Source organism: Vagococcus elongatus (assembly GCF_003987645.1).
Taxonomy (GTDB): domain Bacteria; phylum Bacillota; class Bacilli; order Lactobacillales; family Vagococcaceae; genus Vagococcus_A; species Vagococcus_A elongatus.
On record NZ_NGKA01000010.1, the window covers coordinates 83,534 to 102,375 of the forward strand.

The 18,842-nt window shown below is 38.6% G+C and carries 15 protein-coding genes; 4 read left to right on the forward strand and 11 right to left on the reverse strand.

The window, feature by feature from the left end; translation table 11 throughout:
* Positions 1-190: 190 nt before the first annotated feature.
* From CBF29_RS07980 to mnmA, 3 genes are all read right to left on the reverse strand, one after another.
* On the reverse strand, positions 191-1,876 hold the full coding sequence (locus CBF29_RS07980; RefSeq protein WP_126809229.1) for a peptide ABC transporter substrate-binding protein: 1,686 nt from the start codon (positions 1,874-1,876) through the stop codon (positions 191-193).
* A 471-nt stretch (positions 1,877-2,347) separates the two neighbouring features.
* On the reverse strand, positions 2,348-2,890 hold the full coding sequence (locus tag CBF29_RS07985; protein ID WP_126809230.1) for a GNAT family N-acetyltransferase: 543 nt from the start codon (positions 2,888-2,890) through the stop codon (positions 2,348-2,350).
* A gap of 316 nt (positions 2,891-3,206) precedes the next feature.
* Entirely contained in the window at positions 3,207-4,334 is a 1,128-nt protein-coding gene (gene mnmA, locus CBF29_RS07990; RefSeq protein WP_126809231.1) for a tRNA 2-thiouridine(34) synthase MnmA, read from the reverse strand.
* Between the two features lie 232 nt (positions 4,335-4,566).
* On the opposite strand from mnmA, the gene CBF29_RS07995 reads away from it, so the two are divergent.
* Positions 4,567-5,046 carry a DUF1307 domain-containing protein gene (locus CBF29_RS07995; protein ID WP_170170024.1) on the forward strand — a complete coding sequence of 160 codons (480 nt, stop codon included), beginning with the start codon at positions 4,567-4,569 and terminating at the stop codon, positions 5,044-5,046.
* A gap of 152 nt (positions 5,047-5,198) precedes the next feature.
* Here CBF29_RS07995 and CBF29_RS08000 read toward each other — a convergent pair whose 3' ends face one another.
* The 3 genes from CBF29_RS08000 to CBF29_RS08010 form a co-directional block, all read right to left on the reverse strand.
* Positions 5,199-5,423, reverse strand: coding sequence for a beta/alpha barrel domain-containing protein (locus CBF29_RS08000; protein WP_126809233.1), 225 nt, complete (start codon positions 5,421-5,423; stop codon positions 5,199-5,201).
* A gap of 44 nt (positions 5,424-5,467) precedes the next feature.
* Positions 5,468-7,909, reverse strand: coding sequence for a glycyl radical protein (locus CBF29_RS08005; RefSeq protein ID WP_425469893.1), 2,442 nt, complete (start codon positions 7,907-7,909; stop codon positions 5,468-5,470).
* A 481-nt stretch (positions 7,910-8,390) separates the two neighbouring features.
* Positions 8,391-8,732 (reverse strand): cysteine desulfurase, encoded by a 342-nt coding sequence (locus CBF29_RS08010; RefSeq protein WP_126809235.1) that lies wholly within the window; start codon positions 8,730-8,732, stop codon positions 8,391-8,393.
* Positions 8,733-8,985: 253 nt separating this feature from the next.
* On the opposite strand from CBF29_RS08010, the gene serC reads away from it, so the two are divergent.
* Genes serC through CBF29_RS08025 form a run of 3 tightly spaced genes read left to right on the forward strand, consistent with a single transcriptional unit; the run spans position 8,986 to position 12,529 of the window.
* On the forward strand, positions 8,986-10,074 hold the full coding sequence (gene serC / locus CBF29_RS08015) for a 3-phosphoserine/phosphohydroxythreonine transaminase (RefSeq protein ID WP_126809236.1): 1,089 nt from the start codon (positions 8,986-8,988) through the stop codon (positions 10,072-10,074).
* Positions 10,075-11,265, forward strand: a complete 1,191-nt coding sequence (locus CBF29_RS08020; RefSeq protein WP_126809237.1) for a phosphoglycerate dehydrogenase — start codon at positions 10,075-10,077, stop codon at positions 11,263-11,265.
* A 1-nt stretch (position 11,266) separates the two neighbouring features.
* The gene (locus CBF29_RS08025; protein WP_126809238.1) at positions 11,267-12,529 is read left to right on the forward strand and encodes a DUF1015 domain-containing protein; all 1,263 of its coding nucleotides are present in this window, start codon (positions 11,267-11,269) and stop codon (positions 12,527-12,529) included.
* 229 nt (positions 12,530-12,758) lie between these two features.
* Here CBF29_RS08025 and fdhF read toward each other — a convergent pair whose 3' ends face one another.
* From fdhF to CBF29_RS08050, 5 genes are all read right to left on the reverse strand, one after another.
* Positions 12,759-15,476 carry a formate dehydrogenase subunit alpha gene (gene fdhF / locus CBF29_RS08030; protein ID WP_126809239.1) on the reverse strand — a complete coding sequence of 906 codons (2,718 nt, stop codon included), beginning with the start codon at positions 15,474-15,476 and terminating at the stop codon, positions 12,759-12,761.
* Positions 15,477-16,775 (reverse strand): complex I 51 kDa subunit family protein, encoded by a 1,299-nt coding sequence (locus tag CBF29_RS08035; RefSeq protein WP_170170025.1) that lies wholly within the window; start codon positions 16,773-16,775, stop codon positions 15,477-15,479.
* An 11-nt stretch (positions 16,776-16,786) separates the two neighbouring features.
* Positions 16,787-17,275 carry an NADH-quinone oxidoreductase subunit NuoE family protein gene (locus CBF29_RS08040; protein WP_126809240.1) on the reverse strand — a complete coding sequence of 163 codons (489 nt, stop codon included), beginning with the start codon at positions 17,273-17,275 and terminating at the stop codon, positions 16,787-16,789.
* 26 nt (positions 17,276-17,301) lie between these two features.
* Positions 17,302-17,853, reverse strand: coding sequence for a hypothetical protein (locus CBF29_RS08045; protein WP_126809241.1), 552 nt, complete (start codon positions 17,851-17,853; stop codon positions 17,302-17,304).
* Between the two features lie 141 nt (positions 17,854-17,994).
* Positions 17,995-18,564, reverse strand: a complete 570-nt coding sequence (locus tag CBF29_RS08050) for a molybdenum cofactor guanylyltransferase (protein WP_245987314.1) — start codon at positions 18,562-18,564, stop codon at positions 17,995-17,997.
* Positions 18,565-18,842 lie beyond the last annotated feature (278 nt).

The following is an 18,842-nucleotide window of genomic DNA, read 5'->3' on the forward strand; positions in this document are numbered from 1 at the left end:
GAAATTCAAATGAATATCATCAATTTCCAATCAAAATCAACGATCTTAACAAAATAATTTTCGCCTTTTTTATAATCATTATAAATTGACTGAATTTTCAACATAGTAAAAAGACTAAACGAAGCCTCTTCGTCTAGTCTAACTTACTTTCATTTAACTTGATATTATTCTGCTCTAGAAATCCGTCTTTCTACTCGAGCAAATACATATATTTGTATTCGTAAGAAGCACCTGCTGTGTGAGCAATCATGCCCTTTAATTTTGGATTCCGCAAATGTCCTTCTGCCATCTGATAGACCGGAACGACAGCCGCATCATCATTGATCAAAATTTCTTCAGCATCCAAGAAATTCTGCCAGCGTGCTTCCGGATTTGTTGCATTCGTCGTTGCCGCCTCTTCAATCAGCTTATCGTAAGCAGTGTTAGAATATTTGCCGCGGTTATAGGAGTTGCCGGTTTTGAATAAATCCATAAATGAACTTGGATCATTGTAGTCTGCTCCCCAACCGGTCACAACAAAATCGAAATCTCCCTTATTGGTACGATCCAGCCGAATTGGTTTGGTCACAGCGGTCACAGTAGTTTCAATCCCTAAAACATCCTTAAATGTCCCTTGCAGATACTCAGCAATTTTTTTAGTTGATTCATTGTCGTCTGTTAGTATATCAAATTCAAATGTGTCTTTACCCGTTTCTTTTTTAGCTTTTTCAAGATACTCTTTTGCTTTTGCCTCATCAAACTCTTTTTTAGCTTTTGTTTCTTCAGTAAAATCTTTTCCTGTATCAGGATTGCTGGAAAGATTCGTCGGCATTAAACCTGTGGCTACGGTGGAACCATCACCAATAACATTTTCTACAATTGATTCGTTATCGACTACTAGTGAAATGGCTTTTCTAAGGTTGGCGTTATCAAAGGGAATAGTCTCGGAAACTTGATTGAATTCTAAATAAATCGTCCGACCTTCTTTATCGGTCACATAGTCTTCATTATCACGATACTGTTGTGCTAATTCACCAGTCAAAATAACATCATCCACTTCACCGCCTTCATACATGTTGACACCGGTAGAAGCTTCTTTAACCACTTGAGCTTTGATTTTTTCCATTTTAACTGTGTCTGCATCCCAGTAATCTTTATTTTTCACATACGTCCAGTCGATATCGGAACCCACACCGTCAAAGTCTTCCAAGACGAACGGGCCATTATAATAAGAGGTATCACTTGAACTAGCGTATTTATCGCCAAATTCGTCCACTGCTTTTTTATTCACAGGGAAAAATGATGGGAAAGCCAGTAATGAATCAAAATAAGGCGTTGCCACATCAAGAGTGATTTTAACTTCGTAGTCGCTCAGTGCTTCGATACCAAGTTCAGAAGGATCTTTTTCCCCTGCCACAATATCTTTACCGTTTTTAACTGATTCAAACAGGTAGGCATATTCAGAAGCTGTCTCTGGGTCCGCAGTTCTTTGCCAGCCGTAAACATAGTCATCCGCCACCACAGAATCACCATTTGTCCACTTAGCATCTTCCCTTAGCTTAATCGTATAGGTCAGCCCATCTTCACTTTTTTCTGCCAGTTCAGCTGCACCAGCCGGAATAATCTGATTGTTTTCATCAATGCGATAAAAACCTTCGTAAAGTTGATTTAAAACTGTAAAGCTCAGCTTGTCCGTTGCGGTAGAAATATCAATTGAAGCAACTTCTTGAGGAGCGGCAATGGTGATGACCTGTTCAGCCGCCAACTTTTCCTCTCCTGATGTATTTGCTTCTCCTGTTCCTGTCGTTTCTTTATCTCCGTCTCCCGAGCAAGCGGCAAAACTTAGTGCTGCGATGCACAGCAATGTTAGACTTGCTAATTTTTTCCTAGCTTTCATAAATAACATCCCCCTAAATTAAGATATGTTTATATTACGCTATACATTAGTATTTTTCAATCATTTTGTAATCTTTTTTTAATCTTAAGCAAACATTCCTCTAATTTTCATAACCGCTCCTGTTGTTTACATTAGACTTTACGTTAAATCATTTTCTAATTATCCACAAGAATCTAACAGTGATGAACCCACACTTGTCACCGTTAGATACCATACTTTTGTCTACGCTAGTCTTTTGCTAAAAATTCATTTGATACCTTTAAAGTTCCTTATTAAAACTATTTTGTATTTATTATTCATCGCCTAACGTTTTTTTGTATCTTTTTTTTTAAACAAGTTGGAAATTCTACTTTTTCATCTCTCTTCAAACGTGGCACATTTTTTATTCATAACAGATAAAAAAGACAACAAAAAATAGCCCTCTGACAGGCTAAATAAGATTTATAATCAAATTTTTAAATAGAAACACAATTATCCTAATACATACTCATAGAGACGAAAAATATCCACATCGTGCAAACCTAATTCGGCGATAACCACATCTCCAATATTTACCGTATTCACGTAAAGAAAGCCATTCTTGTGGTAAAGATTTTCTGCTGGAATATTTTTATGAAAGACATCCAAGCGGATAGATTGGCGGCCATTTCTTTCAGCATGCTTTTTCACTTCATGTAACAACTGTGAGCCGAGTCCTTGGCCATTATACGAAGGATGAATAGCAAAACCATGTATGTAAAGTACTTCTGATTCAGTTGCTTTTACTTTCCAAGTAATCTCGTTATAATTTGCCGTTGGAATTTCGTTTAGTGTGACACAGCCGACTATATGATGATCCTTTGTCAAAACAAATAATGTTTTATTCTTTATGGATGACAACAGTGTTTCCTTAGCGGGATACACTCCGGCAACCCATCTCGGTGAATGCTCTTTCCCCATAAGAGCTGTTGATACATCAGAGTAAAGCTGTTCTATTTCTTCCATTTCCTCTAGGAGTGCGTGTCTAAATTCCAATCAATTCCCTCTTTTCTCGGAAAGTCTGCTTGCCTGTACTTGCTTTTCATTATTAATGATAACACCATAAACTCTATTAAGGACGCTTTTTCAGCCGTTCATTTTATGATTCAGCTTTTGATTTTCCTTCTTTAAACATCTGATTACTTTCAAGGTCATCGAATTTCCTGATGGCCCTTCAATGACCTTAAAAGCTTAAATCTTTTTTTAAAATTAGTTACGCTGCACAAGCATAATCTGCCCTTGCTTGCATCAAAAAACTTTATTTTTTAGCTATTCATAAGAGAAATTCTAACAAAATCCCCAGCAATTTACCTTAAATATATTGCAGCACTTTCTCTTCTTGATAAGCTAAGTCAATCAGGCCGCCACCCAAACATTCCTCCCCATCATAAAAAACAACTGCTTGCCCCGGCGTAATCGCCCGAACCGGCTCATCGAAAATCACCGTCCCTTTTGTTGGATCATTTTCATCCAAAGTGACTGTCACTCCCGTGTCTTGCTGACGATAGCGGAACTTCGCTGTACATTTGAAATTCATTTTATCCCAGTTTTCTTGAGTAAAATGGATATCACTTGCTTCCAAACGGGTAGCGTACAATTTGGGGTGATGGAAACCTTGCCCAACAATCAACGTGTTGGTCGCCAACTCTTTACCGATCACAAACCAAGGCTCGTTAGACCCTCCGCCGCCGCCAATCCCAAGTCCTTGCCGTTGACCGATAGTATAATACATCAGACCAGCATGCTCGCCTTTAACCTCTCCATCTTCTGTCACCATTTTACCGGGAGAAGCAGGCAAATACTGACTTAAAAATTGTTTAAAGTTTTTTTCGCCAATAAAACAAATGCCAGTAGAATCTTTTTTCTTCGCCGTAGCCAGCCCTGCTTTTTCAGCAATTTCACGAACTTCTGATTTTTGCAAATGCCCCAGCGGAAACATTGTCCTAGTCAACTGCTCTTGGGACAATTGATTTAAAAAGTAAGTTTGATCTTTAGAATTATCTGCTCCTCTAAGCAAGTGGGAGTTGCCTTTGTCATCCCGAACCACTTGGGCGTAATGCCCTGTTGCCACATAATCTGCACCGAGAGCTAAAGCATAATCCAAAAATGCTTTGAATTTTATTTCTTTATTGCACATCACATCTGGATTAGGTGTACGCCCTAACCGATATTCTGATAGAAAATACTCAAACACCCGCTGCCAGTACTCTTTTTCAAAATTTACAGAATAATAGGGAATCCCGATTTGGTTTGCAACTTTGGCAACATCTTTATAATCTTCCGTTGCCGTACACACACCGTTTGCATCCGTATCATCCCAATTCTTCATAAACACTCCTACAACATCATACCCTTGCTCTTTCAACAAAAGAGCTGTCACAGAGGAATCCACTCCTCCGCTCATGCCGACAACCACTCTAATGCGACTGTTGTCTGCCATGCAATCACCATCATTTCTAATTAGATTCTGAAAATTATCTACGATTTGAAGGTCGGAAATTTCAGTGTTTCTATTATATACTTTTCCCAGTAGAATTTCATCTATTGAAACTACATCGTTAGTGAACTTTAAAACTAATCCTTCCCTTGAAAATCTAAAAAATGATCGACATTTTTTTGATATGCGTAATCATTTTGTGTTACAATTTTTATACTTCCAAAGGAGGATACCATTGAAAAAGATACTGAGTTTCTGCATACTGACAATTTTATGTGTGTTCACGACCGCTTGTTCTTCAGAAAAAATAGCCACATATGAACAATCAGTTGACGGTTCAGAGGTACAAGTAATCCTCACGATTGAAAATGATGATGTCCGCCATCAAAAACAAATCACGCGCACATCATTTGATAAATTGGCAGAATTAACCGAGACGGAAAAGTTGTCTGCAGCAGACTTGACCTCATTAAAAAATGATATGTTGAAAAAAAACGACGTACTAGATGCACTTGAAGGAGTCAGCTATCAGATCAGCTTCAAAGACGAACATCTTGTAGAAACCGTCGAACTCGATTATCAAAAAGTAAACTTGAATGCTTTAGCAGCCATCAAAGATCTCGACTTTAAGCAGCCTCATTCCGAGAACGATTATATCAGCGCTAAAGCTGCGGACAAACAATTACGAAAGCTTGGATTCAAGTTAGTGAATTAAATTTCTTGATACACTTAAAAGCTCCTAAGGTTAGATTAAACAATCTGCCTTCAGGAGCTTTATAATTTCTATTGGTCTTAAACTTCCCATGTTTCCTTGATGTCTTAAAACATATTTTCCAACTTTTACTGACTAAAAAAATAGTTCGGTCATCACAGAGAAAAAATAATCGTTCCTTTATCAAAGATCGACTCCCGGTCAGAGGTAAAACCAATCACTGCTTTTTCAACAGCCAGCATTCTAGCGTTTGTGAGATGATATCTGCGCCCATTGTTGCAAAATGAGTGCCATTTTCTAAAGCTTATATTGTCTTGTCCAACATTTTTAAAACTTGCAGCCAATATTTTAGTTTGACAATTTCCTAAAATGTTCGCCACCATAAATTGTCTGAGAGGATTTCTCCCCCCAGACAAACTTTCATTTATAGGACATGTTCTGTTCGTTCGATAATATCATCTTGGGTTGCTTTTGATAAGACGTTGAAGAAAGCTGAGTAACCAGCAACTCGAACAATCAAATCACGGTGTTTTTCAGGATGCTTCTGTGCATCGATTAGAGTTTCTCTTGACACCACGTTATATTGGATATGGTAGCCATGTAATTTATTGAAAAATGCCCGAAGCAGCATAATCAATTTTTGTTTGTCTTCTTCTTTTGCCAATGTTTGCGGATTGACCTTTTGATTCAGTAACACTCCGCCGATGATTTCTTCTGTTCTCAACTTAGAAACAGATTTCAGCACAGAAGTCGGTCCGTTTTTATCCATATTATGAGACGGTGAGCATCCTTCTGCTAAAGGCACCCAAGCATTACGTCCATCTGGTGTTGCCATTGTTCCTTTTCCTTGGCCAACGTTTGCAGAGATTGACGAAGTCCCAGAATAACGTTTGCCGCCAATAGGCCCCCGACCAAAACGAGTGTTTGGATACTTTTTGACTTCCTCAATATAACTATCGTAAGCTCCAGTCACCAGCTGATCCACGTAATCATCGTCATTGCCGTACTTAGGCACATCCTCGATAATCATCTGCTGAATTTCTTTGCTGCGCTCACTTGCGTAGTCCGTCATCAACGCTTCCCACAGTTCTTCTTGGGTCACTTTTTCTTCTTCAAAAACTAATTTCTTGATGGCTGCCAGCGAGTCTGCCAAGTTGGCAATCCCCACTTGAAGTCCTGAAATAAAATCATAGACCGCTCCCCCTTCTTTCAGGGTTTTTCCGCGTCCAATACAATCTTCTGTCAATGCTGAACATAAAATATCAGGCACCTCACGCTCCAGTCCTAAATCAATGGCATTTTCCACGATCACACTCATTCGAGTCAACTCACGCACTGTTTTATCCCAAGCTTTTTGGAGGTCTTCAAACGTGTTCATCTCTTTGAAATGTCCGTAACCTTTTGCAAAACGCTTGCCAGAAACAGGATCGATACCGTCATTCATTGCAATCATCAAGATTTTTGGAAAGTTCATATAGCTCATACCCGTACAACGGTAACCCCATTTTCCGGGGACGGCAGTTTCAACACAGCCGATAGCACTGTAGTCATAAGCATCTTCTTCTGACACACCGATATTTTTAAATGATGGAATGATAATCTCATCATTATTAAACGCAGGCATACCAAAACCAAGTTTCATTACTTCAATACATTCATTCATGAATTGGTTATCCAGTCCTGAATGATAACGAACAGTCAAGTTTGGCTGTGGCAATTTTGTTTGCGCAACGCTTCGCAACACTAGATAAGATAATTTATTGACTGCATCTTTTTTGTCTCTCGTCTGTCCGCCGATGGTCACATTTTGGTAAAGTGGACTGCCGGCACTGCTAAATGTATGTGCTTGACTTCTAACCTTATTAATAGTTAATGTTTTAATCCATAGGTTCGTTAGCAACTCAACGGCTTTTTCTTCAGTAATATTTCCCTTATCCAAATCAGATTCCAAGTAAGGATACATATATTGATCAAAACGACCGTAAGACAGTGAGTGTCCATTAGATTCGATTTGTAAAATCAGTTGGATAAACCAAACAGATTGAATAGCTTCTAAAAAGGTTTCGGCAGGCTGATTAGGCACTTTAGCGCACACACGGCTGATTTCTAATAATTCTGCTTTCCGTTTTGGCTTTGCAGTTTCGGCCATCTCGGCAGCTAAGCGTGAGTAACGTTCTGCAAAAGTTTTGACTGCATCTAGCACAATTAAAATCGCATTATAAAATTGATATTTATTGATGCTTTCAGGCTCTGTCAAATCTAGATTTTCTTTTTCTTTCAATGTACGTTCTCTATAACCTTCAAGACCTACTTCCAGCACTGTTTTATAATCGACAGCTAGGTGAGCATCTCCAGAGTTCATCTTGCCTTCCATTCCGAAGAAACCAGTTTCCATAAATACCGATACTTCATCAGGTAACAATGCCCCTGCTTTTGCTCTCAAGTTATTATTTTCCCAAAATGGCGCAATTGATCGCAAGTCTTCTTTTGTTTGCTCAGTAATATAGAAGACATCTCCATCACGCTTCTCAAATAAATCTAATTCATCCAAAACAAATTCCAGGGTGTACTCAGGAAAAATCGGTGCATCTTTATTTGAAGCGGCCTGGTTACCTACAATCATTGTTTCGTCTTCAATATAGATTGACATTTTTTCTAAAATATTCTTTAGCATCAATGCACGCTTCATCACATTCGGTTGATTTTGATTTTCTTTATAAGCTTCAGTTGCCAACAATGCCCGCTCCGCACAAATATAAGGCTTTTTATTTAATACTGACTCACGATATTCGTTCATACGGTTGGTTAGGTGACCAAAATACGGTTTACTTTCCATATTTTTTCTTTCTTTGACTTGAATACTCATCGTCATTCCTCCTGTTTTTTTCGTTCGTAAACATTTAATGCTTCCTACGTAATAATATTAACATGATTATCCAACAAAAGTCAATATTAAGTAGACGTTTTTAAATAAAAAAAGAAACTGCACGGATGTGCAATTTCTAGCCAACGCTTACTTCAATTTTATTTTAATTCAAGAAATAAATGATCATATTTCAAAAGGATTATTAAGCTTTCTCATGTATCATGTATTGATAGTAGAAAAAGTTTAATTTTCGAACGTAACTAAAAAATTCATGCAATATGGTTTCATTGTATTGTGTATTTTAAATAAAATGTCAATACTTCATTTAAAAGTAGACCATCCAAAAAAGCAAGACACATTTTTATTAAATATATCCTGCTTTTATCGTTATCAAACTCTCAAAATCTTCTGTCTTTCAATCTCAAAGCAACCATAATACTGTAAAATGGTATCTTATTTTGATTCAGATAGCCTGCTCTGTTTAATCTACGATATCAAAACAGCCTCTCTTAACCATTTCCGATAAAATAAAATCAAAATTTTGTTGTAAGTCTTTAAATGAGTCGTCTTCAAAAATATTGATTTGACGTAAACCATTAGGTGTAGTGACACTCATCTTTAAAGTTTTCAAATCTTTTGCCACCGTAATTTTCAGACGTGGACCTGACTTGCTCACCGTCATATCTAGAGGACGATCATACTGTAGATTGCCCTGCTTAGTTTCAATAAAACCTAAGTCTCTAAACGTATATTTTTTTGCCTGATCACTCATTTTATACTGCACAGAGGATCCTTTAATCGTTGATACTTGATCAAATGCCATTTTATTCACTCCTATCATCTTTCTGCTCTCTTACTAATTATAGTAAAAAAAGTGTCATAACTCTAGTATCTTTTATTTTCTTGCAATATTAAACACTTTTAATCATTTTAATCTTTTTTTAATCTTAGACTTTTGATATAATGGAGAACATTACCTGAGACATTGATTTATCCTCGATCTATTTTTATTCGTGATATATCAACGTCCTAGGGAAGAATAGATATTTAAGAGTAATAAAAGGAGAGAAGAATGAATGACAAAAACTTATAATTTTTCAGCAGGTCCGGCAGTATTGCCGCAAGAAGTTTTGGAAAAAGCTCAGTCAGAGTTTCTTAATTATCAGGAAAGCGGCATGTCCGTGATGGAAATGAGTCACCGTTCCTCTATTTTTGAAAATATATTGGAAGATGCAAAAACTGCACTAAGACAGCTGATGGGGATACCAGAAAATTATCACCTCTTGTTTCTGCAAGGCGGTGCCAGTCTGCAGTTTACTATGGTACCTCTTAATCTTACACAAAACCAAACGGCTTATTATGTAGACACTGGCAGCTGGTCTAAAAAAGCAATCAGTGAAGCAAAAAAAATACCTCATGTGACTGTTAGTAAACTGGCAAGCAGTGAAGATAAAAATTTCAGCTATATACCGGAAATTGATGAAAACTCCGTTCCGTCAACCGCCGCTTATGTTCATATCACGACTAACAACACTATCGAAGGTACGAGTTTCCAAACCTTGCCGCATTTTAAAGACGTGCCGCTAGTGGCTGACATGTCATCAAATATTTTATCCAATGATTATGATATCAATGACTTTGGTTTAATCTATGCAGGCGCTCAAAAAAATATCGGCCCTGCAGGACTAACATTGGTGATTATTCGTGATGATTTATTGAAAGATCACATCAATATCAGTAATATGTTGGATTACCGCATCCATGTGAAAAATAATTCTCTTTATAATACACCTAACACATTTGGCATTTATATGGCTAAATTAGGTTTTGAATGGCTGCTTGCAAAGGGAGGAATTCCTGAAATCGTGAAAGAGAACAAAGAAAAATCAGGCTTACTCTATGATTTTATCGACCACTCTAAACTTTTCACCTCACCTGTTGCTCAGAAAGACCGCTCGATTAATAATATTCCTTTCTTAACTGGCAATAAAGAACTAGACAGCAAATTTGTCAGTGAAGCAGAGGCTTTAGGCTTGGTAAATATCAAGGGACACCGCTCAGTGGGAGGCATGCGTGCCAGCCTTTATAATGCATTCCCGATGGAAGGTGTAGAAAAACTAGTAAACTTTATGGAAACATTCGAGAAAGAACATGGAGGAAAATAAATGACTTTTGATATTAAAGTTTTTAACAATATTTCTGAAGAAGGGTTGAAGCAATTTGACGATTCTCTTTACACAATCAATCAAACGCAAAATCCTGATGCGCTTTTATTGAGAAGTAAAAAATTGCATGACATGACATTTTCTGAACATACGATTGCGATTTCACGTGCCGGAGCGGGAACTAATAATATTCCCGTTGACCGCTGCACTAAGGATGGTATCGTGGTCTTCAACACACCAGGAGCTAATGCAAACGCAGTAAAGGAACTTGTTTTAGCCAATCTTCTCCTTTCTGCCCGTCCGATTTTGAAAAGTGCCCAGTGGGTTCAAACGATTACCGATGACAATGTGGAAGAAATCGTAGAAGCTGAAAAAAAATCATTTGTGGGGACAGAATTGGAAGGTAAAAAACTTGGTGTGATTGGTTTAGGGGCGATAGGTGCCATGGTGGCCAATGATGCTTACCGTTTAGGGATGGAAGTTATGGGATATGATCCCTATGTCTCCGTAGACACCGCTTGGAATATTTCTCGGCGAGTCAAACGTGTGACTGATTTGGATGAATTACTGTCAACTTCCGATTACATCAGTCTCCATGTGCCACTGATGGAAAAAACGCATCACTTGATTTCAACCGAAGAACTTAAAAAAATGGCTCCTGAAGCCGTACTGCTTAATTTTTCTAGAGGAGAATTAGTGGATAATAATGCTGTTTTACAAGCCTTGGCAGATGAAGAAATTGCCGGATATATCACCGATTTTGCTGAAAAAAGTCTGTTAGGACATGAAAAAATCACCGTCTTGCCTCATTTGGGTGCATCAACAGAAGAAGCTGAAATCAATTGTGCCAGAATGTCAGTCAGAACTTTAAAAAATTATCTGGAAACAGGGAATATCAAACGTTCAGTCAATTTCCCGACCGTGGAAATGAGTTTTAATACTGAGTTTCGTCTAGCAGTCTTCCATGAAAATGTGCCTAATATGATTGGTGCCATCTCCAACATCATTGCTGATGCAAAATACAATATCGATAATCTAAGCAATCGCAGTCGTGGCGATGTGGCATATACACTGATTGACTTAGACCATGTGACTGAAGATCAAGCTCAGGAACTAGCAGAAGAATTAAAGAGTCTTTCCCATGTGATTCGCGTGCGCCACATAAAAAATCTTCAGCGAAAGGATTATTAATATGGTTGTCATCAAACCTTTTAAGGGAATTCGTCCCGACAAAAAATTAGTTAGTCAAGTGGCATCACTGCCTTATGACGTCTTAGATAGTGAAGAAGCCAGAAAAATGGCAGCAGGCAACCCCTATTCTTATCTGCATATCGATAAAGCCGAAATTGATTTGCCTTCCGATATATCACCCTATGATGATGCTGTCTACTTGCAAGCGAAAAAGAATCTGCAGTATTTCTTAGATCAGGGATGGCTAGTCAAAGAAGATGAAAATGTCTACTATTTATATGAACTGACCATGAACGGAAAAAGCCAAACAGGGATTGTAGCATGCACTGCCATTCAAGAATATCTTGACGGAAAAATAAAAAAGCACGAATTGACACGCCATGAAAAAGAACTGGATCGCATTCGTCACGTGAGAACCTGTGATGCTAACACCAGTCCAATCTTTCTAGCTTATCGCGGAAAGGAAACCATCAACACTATCATCCACCGTTGGAAAAAAGAGCACGAGCCCATGTATGATTTTACAAGTTTTTATGACACCCATCATCGGTTATGGCTGGTGGACTGCTCTGCAACCATCCAGCAATTAGAAAATATTTTCGCAAAAGAAGTGGACAGTCTTTATATTGCAGATGGTCATCACCGTACAGAATCAGCAGTGAAAGTAGGCTTAGAGAAACGAAAACAGTTTCCTCTTGCCCCGGCCGAAGCACAATTCAATTATTTTTTATCTGTCATCTTTCCTGAAGAAGAACTGACTATCTATGATTACAATCGGGTACTAAAAGTCGACATACCTGAAAACTTTTTAGAACTTTTGGAAAATAATTTTGTCGTGGAAAAAGTCGGTACGAAACCATACAAACCAGAAGAAAAGCTGAATTTTGGAATGTTTTTTGATAGCACTTGGTATCGTTTGAAAGCAACATCCGTCTCGGAAGATGCCCCTATTATTGAAACACTGGATGCTTCCATTTTACAAAAAAATGTCTTTGAAACAATTTTTGATATTACTGATATCCGTACAGATCATCGGATTGATTTTGTTGGAGGGATTCGTGGACTAAAAGAGTTAGAAACATTGGTCACAAGCGGTGAATTTAATCTAGCTTTTTCACTCCATCCTACTTTAATGTCTGAATTACTGGAAGTAGCTGACCAAGGTGAGATTATGCCGCCAAAATCAACTTGGTTTGAACCCAAACTCTTAAGTGGTCTATTCCTGCACGATTTGGAAACAGAAAAAATGACCAGTAAAAATTAATCTTTTTATTCATCATTTAAATACAAAAAACCCCTATGAGATGCAACGTATCCCATCTCATAGGGGTTTTAATTATTTTTCAAGCAAGTCTTACATCAAAAGTCTGTCATCTTTCATTTGAGAAAACTGTGCCTATCCATCTGATTTTATTGGTGTTCACAGTTAACAGCAAATGATTCTATTATTCATTCACACCTTTCAATTCTCAAAAGATTGATATACTTTTCAGCTATACTGGACAAATATCTACTGCGCACACCTTATATTCTGGGATAATCGCAATGTCATCAAAAACAGCATTTGTGATTTCGTTGACGTTGCCGTCTGGAAAATGAAAAGTCATAAAGACTTCATTTGGAAAGACTCGATCTCCTACAGCAGCATAGGTTTCGATTTCTCCTCTTCTTGAGCTGACTTTAACTTTGTCTCCTTCCTTAATCCCAAGTTTCTCAGCATCCTGATAATTAATTTCGATATACGAACGGTTAGCAATTTGATTAATCCCTTCCGTTCTCCCAGTCATTGCCCTCGTGTTGTAATGATACAGCATCCGTCCAGTTGACATTAGATATGGATAGGTCTCATCAGGAAGCTCTTTGGCCTCTTTATAAGGGATTGCCATGAACAATCCTTTACCGCGAGTAAATTGTCCCACGTGCATGATGTAAGTCCCCGGACTATCCGCCGTCGGACATGGCCATTGCAATCCACCCTCTTCCAGTCTAGCGTAATTGATACCTCCAAAGGAAGGAACTAAAGAAGCTATCTCATCCATAATCTCATCAGCAGAGTCATATTGACTCAGGTAGCCCATACGAGTCATCACGTCGCAAAATACTTCATAATCTTCTCGTGCCTGTCCCATAGGTTCCACCGCTTTACGCACTCGCTGGACCCTTCTCTCCGTATTTGTAAACGTCCCATTTTTTTCAGCATAACTGATGCCCGGCAAGACAACATCTGCATAGGCGGCAGTTTCTGTCATAAACAACTCCTGAACCACAAGAAAATCAAGATTTTCTAAAGCTGCTCGTACATGACCTGTATCCGGATCTGTCACGATTGGGTCTTCCCCGAAAATATAAATTCCTTTTACTTTTCCTTCAGCAGCTGCCGGCAATACTTGCGTGGAAGTCATCCCTTTATTCCGACTCAGTGATACGCCCCATGCTTGTTCAAACTTTTCAATGACTTTCGGCTGATTGACTTTTTGATAACCTGGAAAATCATAAGGCATACAGCCCATATCACAGGCGCCTTGGACATTATTCTGTCCTCTTAATGGATTGACACCGCAACCAGATTTCCCGATTTTACCTACTAACATGGCCAGATTAGACATGCTCATAACCCCTTCCGTCCCAGTAGAGTGTTCTGTGACACCTAAGCAATAAATAATCGGTGCTTTTTCTGCTTTTGCGTACATTCTTGCGGCCTGCCTCAAATCATCGGGATTGATATGGCAAATCTCTGCCACTTTTTCAGGGGTGTAATCTGCCACCATTTGTTTCAGAGCTTCATACCCTTCAGTTTTATTTTCAATAAATTGTTGATCCATCAGATTATCTTTTATAATCACATGCATCATTCCATTAGCAAATGCCACATTGGTTCCTGCTTGAATCTGTAAGTGGATATCACTATCTTTCACCAAATCGATTTTTCTTGGGTCGACAACGACAATTTTAGTTCCCTTTTGGATGGCTTGCCGAATTTGTGCACCAATGACTGGATGGGCTTCTGTTGGATTGGAACCCACAAGCAAGATCATATCCACATCCGTTGTAATATCTTCTATCGGATTTGTCATCGCTCCTGAACCTAAGGTATGAGCTAATCCGTGAACAGAAGCAGAATGGCAGACCCGGGCGCAATTATCTACATTATTGGTCCCAAAGACCGTACGAACCATTTTCTGAAACACATAATTGTCTTCATTTGTAGCACGGGAACAGGAAAAACCTGCCAACGCATCTGCACCATAGTTTTCTTTTATCCCGGTAAATTTTTTCGTTATTAAATCCAAAGCTTCTTCCCATGTTGCTTTTTCGAAAACTCCATTGCGCTTAATCAGCGGGTCAGTCAGCCGATCTTTCGCTCCGACAAATTTATAAGAAGCAAAGCGTCCCTTGACACAAAGTAAATTTTTATTGGCGGCACCGTCAGCCGGTTCTACACCTACTAATTTATTTCCTTTTATAATCAAATCCATTTGGCAGCCCGTTCCGCAATGCGGACAAGTGGTTCGCACACGGTTAGTTTCCCATTTCCGGTAATATTTATGGTCTTTTTCAGATAAAGCCCCGGTAGGACAAACTGCGACACAATTCCCGCATGACTCACAAATAGACTGGTCAAATGAAGACTCGTAGCTAGGAGTCATTTTTGTATCAAAGCCCCGGTTGGCAAGACTGAGCACATCACGGCCTTGGCGTAATTGACAAACTCTGGAACAACGGCGGCACATGATACATTTTTCCGGATCATAATCGAAAAAGGGACTAGACAGATCTTCTTGAAAACAAGGCATTCTTTTTCCTTCTGTGAAACTTGTGCGTTCAACACCATAATCCATACAATAGTCCTGCAGTTGACAATCTCCGTTTTTAACACAGGCAAAACAATCTATTTTGTGATTGCTCAAAAGTAAATCCAACACAAAACGACGTGAGTCATGGACTCTCTCAGAATCAGTATAAATGACCATGCCGTCTTTGCACTGAGCGGTACAAGCAGTTACGAGACCGCCTTTGCGTCCTCCTTCGACTTCAACGACACACATTCGACATGACCCATCTGGAGCCAGTTCTTTTAAATGGCACAGAGTGGGAATTTTCAGTCCTAATTGACGAGCCCCTTCTAGAAGTGTAGTTCCTTTGGGGACTGAAACTGTTTGATCATTGATTGTCAGTGTGACCGTTGACGTTTTAGCAACTAATTCTGTCATTTACCAGCTCACCTCCTCTAGTTTTCTAACTTCTTTTCCAATACCCGCAAGAAATTCTTCTGGGTATAATTTTAAACCGCTTTTCATTGAATTGGCGACAGACTGTCCCAGCCCACAAGCAGACAAATGTGTGACATGGGTCATCATTTTTTCCAGCCGCTCAATGTCACCAATTTGAGCTCTCTTTTCTTGAAACTTTTTCAGCAGTTCCATCAGACGAGTGGTGCCCAGGCGACAAGGAGTACATTTTCCGCACGACTCATGAACAAAAAATTCAGCCACATTGACTAGATAATCAATCATACTTACTTGATTATCCATAACGACCACGGCTCCGGAACCCACAGATAAGCCTTTGTCCCATAAACCTTCGTAAGAATAAATACAATCTTCTAATTCATCCACAGCACCGATTGGACCAGACTGACCACCAAAATGAATGAATTTTAGGGGATTGCTGGTGGAAGAACCTCCGCCATATTTTTCTGAAAAAATAAGTTCATACAAAGGTGTTCCAAGATTAACCTCAAAAAGACCCCGATTTTTAATGTGACCAGATAGACAGACAAGCTTTGTTCCGCCCCCGTCTTCACTTCCCAAATCAAGAAACGCTTGACCGCCTTCTCTTAAAATAACTGGTATCCCGGCATAAGACTCAACGTTATTCACTAGCGTAGGTTTTAAATATAAGCCAACGTCTGCCAGATGGGGTGGTTTAACCCTTGGTCTGCCTGTTTTTCCTTCAATCGAATTTAACAAAGCTGAATTTTCCCCACAAACGTAGGCACCGGCACCGGATATGACCAGTATTTTAAAATTAAACCCTTGAATACCTAGTATATTTTCTCCTAAATACCCTGCTTTTGTGGCATTGTCAATTGCTTGTTGAAATATTTTTTGAATTTGGCGATACTCTCCTCGCATGTATATATAACCCGTTTGTGCCTTGAACAAATAGCCAGCGATAAGCATTCCTTCAATGACACTTAGAGGATCTTTTTCTAATAAGGCCTTGTCTTTAAACGTCCCGGGTTCTCCTTCATCAGCATTGCAGACGATATACTTTGGCGTTCCCTTAGAATGATACATATGACGCCATTTTTTCCCTAAAGGATAGGCCGCTCCCCCACGTCCGCGCAAATGAGCAATGTCCAGTTCATCCAAGATAGCTTCGTTGTCCATGCTTATGGCATTCGCCAGACCTTCAAATCCTTTAAATTTCTTATACTCTTCTACATCGACAGCATTCGTCATATTATAGACTCGCTCTAATAAGACCGGTTGATTTCGTTCCAGCATTCTTCTCCCCCTTATAAGTTTTCATAGTGTCCGGCGCGCAAATCATCTAATAGTTGGATAATAGATTCTTCTGTTAAATTGCCAAACACAGTGTCTTTGATTTTAATGACTGGGCTGCTATCGCAAGCTCCTACACATGGTATTTTATTGTACATAAACATCCCGTCCTCAGTTGGCTCATCTACAGGTACACCTAGAGTGTTCTCCAAAACTTCCATGACCATCGTCCCGCCGGAAAAATGACATGGGCTGCTGTTGCAGACTTTTAAGACATACGTCGGTTGGGGTTTAGTTTTTAAGATTGCATAGTAAGTCAAAATCTCATAGACCCGCGCTTCAGAAAGATGCAATCTATCAGCAACAAGCTTTGCTGTTTCCTCGTCAATATATCCCTCTTCCGAACGAAATTGAAGCTCCAACAAAATATTCAAAATGCGTTGAGGATCAGATTCATGTTCTAAAATTATTGCCTCTTTTTCTGCTAAATTTAATGAAGCCATAAACTCAAGTCTCCTTTATTTATTAATCAAGTCAATTGAACCGTTTTCATTTCTATCAGTGATTCGATATCTTTTGAAATGAGAGGATGATTTAATATCTTATCTGCCTTTTTGATAACATCTGCTGCTGAGGGTTTAATTTTCCTTTGATTATCCATCATAATAAACATATCCGGTTGTATCACGTTTCTTAAAGAATTAGATTCGCAAATAAGTAAAGCTTCTTTAGGAATAGCAAAAATAAACTCTTGAAAAGCTTCTTCCAAATACCCTTGGAAAACTTTTAGTAAAAAGACTTTCTCGCAACCAGCTTTCAGCAGCTGCATCGTATCCTTGTTCCCTTCAGTTTCTGTTTCCTCGACTAATTCATAACCTTCACTAATACTTGTGCAAATGCCGCAGCCTTTCACTCCCCTCTGACAGGTTCCTTTGGCACCACTGATCGTAATGATTTTCAAGCCATAAATGGGCAGTTGACTTTTGTAACGCTCAATAATTTTTTTTGCCATGGTCGTCTTTCCGCTATTTCGTCCTGTGGAACCTATTTGAATCATCAACGGATGTTCAAATTCTCTCATCTTTTCACCACCATTCCCCTTTTGATGTACTTTTTTGTTAAACCATAAAACTAGTGCTAGTCAGTAATCAACAACAATTTATGTAATCGCTACCAACTCTTTTTAAAAAAATATGATAAAACATCATCTATTTTTTGGTGTTCAATACCAGTCACAAACGTCTTCAGGATAGTTGACATTTTTAATTTCTATCTTTTGGCTGGAAACGATTTTTTTTTGTGATAATTTCGAAAAGTTGCTTTTTATTCGATAGTCGCCAGCTAAAATCTGTTCTTTAAGCAGCGACAAACACGTTTTGCGGTAAAAAGCAAATAAAGGTTCCAGTTGCCTTTCATGTTCATAGATAACTAAATCAAAAGCCAATCTTTCTTTCGCCATTTGTCTAATCAAAGCGGAATCCAACTTGGGCATATCACAAGCAACCAAAAACACGCTGGAAAACTTGCTTTTCTCTAAAGCAGTCACTAATCCCCCTAGAGGTCCGCAATTAATGTAATCATCTTCCCAGATAAGACAATCTCCAAATTCTTCTGGAAACTTCCCTTTATTATCGGTTATCAATATGACCTCCTTAAAGAGCAGTCTTAGCTGTTTAACAGTTTCTAGCAAAACATAATTTCCTCTAATTTTTAAAAGGGATTTGTCAAACCCCATTCGAGAACTTTTACCGCCGCATAAGATGGCAGCCGTTGCCTCGATCAATGGTTCCAATTTTCTCACCCGCTTTTTTAAAAGTGTTATTTAAATCTTCGTAAAACCAATGATTCCTTTATGCTAAAAAATATTTTTTCTGCCAAACTTTTATTTATATTATAGACTATCTTAGTGGGTAGTCAACAACTTTTCATAAATCTTGGCTATCTAATGCCTGCTGATTACTATATCTTCGTTGATTTAACAGTATCTGTTATATTTTTTTGGTATAATAAGTGCAGGACTTTTCTCGGCAGGTGGCCGAATCCCTTGCACTTTTATTCATTATGGAGGCA

What these genes read in the sequence shown, in the direction of transcription:
- CBF29_RS07980 (WP_126809229.1), bottom strand. Translation starts at nt 1,876, where the DNA reads ATGAAAGCTAGGAAAAAATTAGCAAGTCTAACATTGCTGTGCATCGCA.
- mnmA (WP_126809231.1), bottom strand. Translation starts at nt 4,334, where the DNA reads ATGGCAGACAACAGTCGCATTAGAGTGGTTGTCGGCATGAGCGGAGGA.
- CBF29_RS08005 (WP_425469893.1), bottom strand. Translation starts at nt 7,909, where the DNA reads ATGAGTATTCAAGTCAAAGAAAGAAAAAATATGGAAAGTAAACCGTAT.
- CBF29_RS08010 (WP_126809235.1), bottom strand. Translation starts at nt 8,732, where the DNA reads ATGGCATTTGATCAAGTATCAACGATTAAAGGATCCTCTGTGCAGTAT.
- serC (WP_126809236.1), top strand. Translation starts at nt 8,986, where the DNA reads ATGACAAAAACTTATAATTTTTCAGCAGGTCCGGCAGTATTGCCGCAA.
- CBF29_RS08020 (WP_126809237.1), top strand. Translation starts at nt 10,075, where the DNA reads ATGACTTTTGATATTAAAGTTTTTAACAATATTTCTGAAGAAGGGTTG.
- CBF29_RS08025 (WP_126809238.1), top strand. Translation starts at nt 11,267, where the DNA reads ATGGTTGTCATCAAACCTTTTAAGGGAATTCGTCCCGACAAAAAATTA.
- fdhF (WP_126809239.1), bottom strand. Translation starts at nt 15,476, where the DNA reads ATGACAGAATTAGTTGCTAAAACGTCAACGGTCACACTGACAATCAAT.
- CBF29_RS08035 (WP_170170025.1), bottom strand. Translation starts at nt 16,775, where the DNA reads ATGCTGGAACGAAATCAACCGGTCTTATTAGAGCGAGTCTATAATATG.
- CBF29_RS08040 (WP_126809240.1), bottom strand. Translation starts at nt 17,275, where the DNA reads ATGGCTTCATTAAATTTAGCAGAAAAAGAGGCAATAATTTTAGAACAT.
- CBF29_RS08045 (WP_126809241.1), bottom strand. Translation starts at nt 17,853, where the DNA reads ATGAGAGAATTTGAACATCCGTTGATGATTCAAATAGGTTCCACAGGA.